A 5,657-nucleotide genomic window follows, 5' to 3' on the forward strand; every position below is an offset into this window, starting at 1 on the left:
CGCCACGACCACGTCCGGCCGGACGGGTTTCCGGGTGGGCCCGGGGGCGGGGGTGTCCGCGGGAGACGGGGTGGAGGAGGACGTCGGTGACGGGTCGTCCTGATCAGGGCTCACTCTGGCTCACTCTGCTCACTTCGGGGGCCGGGGGTCGGCCCCGGACCGTCAGGGACGAAGCAAGGATCTGCGGGTGTCCTCCAGAGGGTGCCGACGGGGTCGCGGACGTTCGACGGCCCGGCGAACCCCTTTTGGGGCGTTCCCAGAAGCATAAAGGGGCCCGGCGGCGCTTCCCCCTGGTTCGGGGAAGCGCCGCCGGGCGGCCGGAGGCGGCGGGTCAGCGCCCGGGGCGCCTCACCTGCGGCCTCACTCGCTGTCGAGCCCGTTCTGCAGTGCCTGGACCTCCTCGGAGGTGGCGCCGATCACCTTGTAGTCGGCGTGCTTGTAGAAGGTGCCGCCGGTGCTCTTGGCCCAGCTCGCCCAGGCGCCGCTGGAGACGCGGCAGCTCGCCCACTGCGGGCTGGAGCTCGTGATCGTGATGGTCGCGGTGCAGTTGCCGAGGTCCCGGCCGGTCAGCGAGCCGGCGGTGAGGCGGAACCGCACGTCGATGGTGACGGGCGTCTCCGCGTCGTACGGCGGGTTGATCTTGGCTTCGACGGTGCAGCCGGACGAGCTGTTGCAGCCGCCCTTCTTCCACTCGGCGACCCGCGGCTGGGCGGACGCGTTGAAGGAGTCCTTCAGCTCGCCCATGCTCGTCCGCATGCCGGAGATGACCGAGGACGCCTCGCTGGAGCTCTTCGGGGTGACGTCCACGCGGACGCGGGGGGTCGTCGCCTCGTAGCGCAGCAGCTCGGCGTCGTCGTCGTCGGTGATGTAGATCGTGGACGCGAACGTGCTGAACTTCAGGGCCTTCTTGCCCTGCCAGCGCGTCTCGATCGGCTTGACGCTGGACGTCCGGGCCGAGCGGATCCGGCTCGCGAGCGCGGTCGGCGACAGCTGCGACTTGAAGTCGATGTTCAGCTCGTCGTGGTCCATGCGGCCCCACTGCTCGCCGCTCTTGAGGTAGAACGGCTCGTCGCCGGAGATCTCCCGCTCCCAGTACGACTTGCCGGCCTTCACGAAGAGCTTGCCGTCGGCCGCGAGCAGCGTGACCCGCGAGCCGTTCCAGGTGACCGGCCCGGTCGCGCGGCCGCCCTTGGTGACGTTCAGCTCGCCGCGCAGCGTCCCGGCGCCGCCGAAGGTGCCGTCGAGCTCGACGGCCTCCGCGCGGGACATGTTGCTCGCCGCGGCCGTGAGCTTCTCCTCGGGAGACTTGCCCCCGCTGGCGGTGGCCACGATCACGATGACCCCGATGAGCAGCAGCACGACGAGGCCGCCGCCGAGGATCGCGGCGATCGCGATCCCGCCCCCGCCGCGCTTGGGCGGCGGCATGCCGGGGCCCATGGGGGCGCCCGGCGGCGGCGGGAAGAAGGGGGGCGGGGTTCCGGAACCGCCGAAACCACCGGGCGGTGGCGGCGGCGGAGCGCCCGGTCCGCCCGGGGGCGAGCCGGGTCCACCGGGACCCTGGCCGCCCGGACCCGCGGGCGGCGGGGGAGGCGGCCAGGATGCGCCGCCCGGAGACTCCCATCCCGGTGGAGGCGGGGGGTTGCTCATCTGGTCACGTCCTTCCAGGTCAATCGACCTCAATGCGTACCTAGTGTGCAGCAAAACCATGACACTGTGACCCTCCGGGGCGGCGGCACATGGTCACACTCCCGTGACGCCGTCTCGGGGATACTGGATCAGACGCACGCGAGGAGGACTTGGTGCATAACTATTTCGACACATATGTCGTCGTGCTCGTCCTGCTGCTCGTCGGCGCGGGAATCGTCGCCGGCGGGCTCGCCGCGAACCGTGCGCTGCGTCCGAACCGTCCCACGGCCGAAAAACTGACGACGTACGAGTGCGGCGTCGACCCCGTCGGCGAGGGCTGGGCCCACTCGCACGTGCGCTACTACGTCTTCGCCTACCTGTACGTCGTGTTCGCCGTGGACGCGGTGTTCCTCTTCCCCTGGGCCACGATCTTCGCCGAGCCCGGGTACGGCGCGACGACGCTGGGGGAGATGTTCGTCTTCCTCGGGTTCCTCGCCACCGGGCTCGCGTACGCGGCGAAGAAGGGCGTCCTGTCCTGGGTCTGAAACCGGGGACGATCCCGGCTCCGGCCCTGTGACCGTGTCCCGCGGGACTGTAACAATGCTCCCGTGGGCACTGTCGATCTACCGCCGCCGAGCGTCGGGCCGCTGTCGCGGCTGGCGCCGAAGCCGATCAAGTTCGTGCTCAACTGGGGCCGCCGCTACTCGCTGTGGGTCTTCAACTTCGGCCTGGCCTGCTGCGCGATCGAGTTCATCGCGACGTCGATGGCCCGGCACGACTTCATCCGGCTCGGCGTCATCCCGTTCGCGCCCGGCCCCCGGCAGGCCGACCTCATGGTCGTCTCCGGCACGGTCACCGACAAGATGGCGCCCGCGATCCGCCGCCTGTACGAGCAGATGCCCGAGCCGAAGTACGTCATCTCGTTCGGCGCGTGCTCCAACTGCGGCGGGCCGTACTGGGACTCGTACTGCGTCACCAAGGGCGTGGACCAGATCGTCCCGGTGGACGTGTACGTCCCCGGCTGCCCGCCGCGTCCCGAGGCGCTGCTGCACGGCATCGTCCATCTCCAGGAGAAGATCGCGGCCGAGTCGCTCGGCGAGCGCTACGGCGGCGCCGAGCCGATGAGCCCGCCGCCTCCGCCGCGCCCGCTGGAGGCGACGGTGCTGCGCCGGCCCCTCCAGCCGCCGCCCCCGGCCGACCTGGACGAGGAGGAGTCGTTCGGGCACTGGAACGTCCTCGCGGACGAGACCGGCGAGACCGGCGAGACCGGCGAGCCCGCGCCGGAGCCGGAGGCAGGTCCGGAGGACGCGACCGTGCCCGTCCAGCACCTCGGCGACCAGCCCGAACCCGCCGCCCCGCCGACCCGTCCCGAGGACGACGAGACCCGCCCGGTCCCCGTGGCCGAGGAGCCACCGGGGCCGGCCGATGCGACGCTGCCCGTCCCGCCCGTTGAGGAGCCGCCCGCGCACCCGGAGGATGAGACGCGTCCGGTGCCCGTGGTGGAGGAGCCGCCGGGGCCGGCCGACGCGACGCTGCCCGTCCCGCCCGTTGAGGAGCCGCCCGCGCACCCGGAGGACGAGACCCGTCCCGTCCCCGTCGTCGAAGACCCGCCCGCGGCGAAGCAGCGGCCCGGACGGCGCGTCCGGGACAGGTCGGAGCACGATCCGTCGATCATCCCCGGCCTGGCCGAGGACGACGGGTACGACGACCGGTACGACGACGGGCACGACGACCAGATCGGGCGCGAGCGGTGACCGCCGGACCGTCCGGCGGCGGCCCGGACCTCACCGGCGCCTGGACCGCCCGTTTCGGCGACGAGATCAGCACCGAGGAGACGTCCGGCGGCCTCGCCGTCGGGGTGCCGCCCGAGTACTGGATCGACGCGCTGACGTTCGCCCGCGACGACCTGTCCTGCGGCTTCTTCGACTGGCTGACCGGGGTCGACGAGCTGGACGAGGGCTTCGCCGTCGTCGTCCACGTGTACTCGCTCGAACACCGCCACCACCTCCTCGTCCGCACCCGCGTCCCGCGCCGGGCGCCGGTGCTGGCGACCGCCACCGGCGTCTACCGCGGGGCGGAGTGGCACGAGCGCGAGACGGCGGAGATGTTCGGCATCCTCTTCGAGGGCCACCCGAACCTCGTCCCGCTGCTCCTCCCGGACGGCTTCGAGGGGTATCCGCTCCGCAAGGACTTTGTGCTCGCCTCCCGCGTCGCGAAGGCGTGGCCGGGCGCCAAGGAGCCGGGCGAATCGGGGCACGGCGCGCCGAGCCGCCGCCGCGTCCGACCGCCCGGCGTGCCGGACGACTGGGGGCCCGATGCTTGAGATCGTCGTCAAGCTGGCCCTGGTCGCCGCCGCGTTCGCGATCCTTCCGCTCCTGGTGGGGCAGGCCGAGCACAAGATCATGGCGCACATGCAGGGCAGGCTCGGCCCCATGTACGCGGGCGCCTTCCACGGCTGGGCGCAGCTCGTCGCCGACGGCGTGAAGTTCGCGCAGAAGGAGGACGTCGTCCCGCGCGACGCCGACCGGTGGGTGTTCAAGCTCGCTCCCGCGGTCGCGCTCGTCCCGTACCTGCTCGTCCTGCTGGTGATCCCGGTCGGCCCGGACGGTCAGGTCGCGCTAGACCTCGGCCCCGGAGTCTTCTTCGCGCTCGCCGTGATGGGCGTCGGCGTGATCGGCGCGATCATGGCGGGCTGGGCGAGCGCGAACAAGTACTCGCTGCTCGGCGGGATGCGCGTCGCCGCCCAGCTGATGTCCTACGAGCTGCCGATGGTGTTCGCGGCGTCGTCGGTGGCGATGGCCGCGGGGACGCTGTCGCTGACCGGCATCGTGGAGGAGTGGCGCTGGTGGTGGCTGCCGTGGCAGGCGGTCGGCGGCGTGGTGTTCTTCATCGCGGGCCTGGCCGAGCTGCGGCGTCCGCCGTTCGACATGCCGGTCGCCGACTCGGAGATCATCTTCGGCCCGTACACCGAGTACGGCGGGCTGCGGTTCGCGCTGTTCCTGCTGGCGGAGTACGCCGGGATCGTGGTGCTCTGCGCGCTGACGACCGTGCTGTTCCTCGGCGGCTGGAAGGGCCCGTTCCTCGACACCGAGCTCGGCTGGCTCTGGACGCTGCTGAAGGTCGCCGCGCTGGCGTTCTGCGTGATCTGGCTCCGGGTGAGCTACCCGCGCATGCGCGAGGACCAGCTGCAGAAACTCGCCTGGGCGTGGCTCGTGCCGCTCTCGCTGGCGCAGCTCGCGCTGACGGGCGTCCTCAAGGTCGCCCTCTGAGGCGGGGCCGCTGCGGCCGGGCGCCGCGCCTCACCGCAGGAAGATCGTGTAGTCGGCCATCTGGGGGAGGACGTCGGGCGGGATGTCGGCGTCCACGGCCATCTCCTCGGCGGACATGAAGCCGCCCTGCTCCTCCCGGCGCCGGACGACGCGCTCCACCAGCTCGGGGGTCATGCCGGGCAGCGCGGCGATGATCTCCGGCGGGGCGCTGTTGACGTCCACGAGGCCGCCGTCGTCGTAGGTGCGGGGCGCGTCGGGGCGGCCGATCCGCAGTTCGCGGGCGAGCGCCGGGTCCTCGGCGGCGAGCGCGCGGGCCTGGTCGCGCAGCGAGCGGCGGTACTTGGCGACCTCGATGGCGTGCTGGTTGCGCCGGTCGTGCGGGATGCCGCGGGGGAAGACCGACGACCGCACGGCGAACGCGTGCCCGGCGCCCGCGACCCACAGCAGCATCCAGAGGAACGCGCCGACGACGGCGAGCACCGGGTTGTCGGTCGCCAGCAGGACCATGACCGTGGCCAGGCCGGCGCCGTACCCGGCGGCGGCGGCGCCGAGGCCCCACGACCTGCGCCGCACGGCCGCGTACCAGAACGAGAACGGCGTTCCGTAGCCGAAGGTCATGAGCGGCACGCACGCCCATACGACGCTGCGCACGGTGTCCTGGTACGGCGCCTGAGCGGGCGGGCGCGGCGGAGGCATCTGCGGATGGAGCGGCGGGACGGGCGGGACCGGCGGCCCCGGGAAGGGCAGCGGACGCCAGACGGG

General features: G+C 72.6%; 5 protein-coding genes and 1 pseudogene. 4 read left to right on the forward strand and 2 right to left on the reverse strand.

Annotated elements, in window-relative coordinates:
* Positions 1–360: 360 nt before the first annotated feature.
* Positions 361–1,437, reverse strand: coding sequence for a hypothetical protein (locus E1200_RS30685; RefSeq protein WP_243708973.1), 1,077 nt, complete (start codon positions 1,435–1,437; stop codon positions 361–363).
* A 362-nt stretch (positions 1,438–1,799) separates the two neighbouring features.
* On the opposite strand from E1200_RS30685, the gene E1200_RS30690 reads away from it, so the two are divergent.
* The 4 genes and pseudogenes from E1200_RS30690 to E1200_RS30705 all read left to right on the forward strand — a co-directional run bounded on the left by E1200_RS30690 (position 1,800) and on the right by E1200_RS30705 (position 4,895).
* The gene (locus tag E1200_RS30690; protein WP_131955702.1) at positions 1,800–2,171 is read left to right on the forward strand and encodes an NADH-quinone oxidoreductase subunit A; all 372 of its coding nucleotides are present in this window, start codon (positions 1,800–1,802) and stop codon (positions 2,169–2,171) included.
* Between the two features lie 102 nt (positions 2,172–2,273).
* A pseudogene (locus tag E1200_RS35060) lies at positions 2,274–2,717 on the forward strand (NADH-quinone oxidoreductase subunit B family protein); the annotation flags it as partial.
* Between the two features lie 659 nt (positions 2,718–3,376).
* On the forward strand, positions 3,377–3,949 hold the full coding sequence (locus E1200_RS30700; RefSeq protein ID WP_131955706.1) for an NADH-quinone oxidoreductase subunit C: 573 nt from the start codon (positions 3,377–3,379) through the stop codon (positions 3,947–3,949).
* Positions 3,942–4,895 (forward strand): complex I subunit 1 family protein, encoded by a 954-nt coding sequence (locus E1200_RS30705; RefSeq protein WP_131955708.1) that lies wholly within the window; start codon positions 3,942–3,944, stop codon positions 4,893–4,895. The genes E1200_RS30700 and E1200_RS30705 overlap by 8 nt, the downstream gene beginning before the upstream one ends.
* Positions 4,896–4,925: 30 nt before the next feature.
* Here the strand turns inward: E1200_RS30705 and E1200_RS30710 are convergent.
* A partial coding sequence (locus E1200_RS30710) for a helix-hairpin-helix domain-containing protein (RefSeq protein WP_347813251.1) occupies positions 4,926–5,657 on the reverse strand: 732 nt, incomplete at its 5' end.

Source organism: Actinomadura sp. GC306 (assembly GCF_004348665.1).
Lineage (GTDB): Bacteria > Actinomycetota > Actinomycetes > Streptosporangiales > Streptosporangiaceae > Spirillospora.

Coding starts and splice junctions, on each gene's coding strand:
- E1200_RS30685 (WP_243708973.1), bottom strand. CDS start 1,437: ATGGGCCCCGGCATGCCGCCGCCCAAGCGCGGCGGGGGCGGGATCGCG.
- E1200_RS30705 (WP_131955708.1), top strand. CDS start 3,942: ATGCTTGAGATCGTCGTCAAGCTGGCCCTGGTCGCCGCCGCGTTCGCG.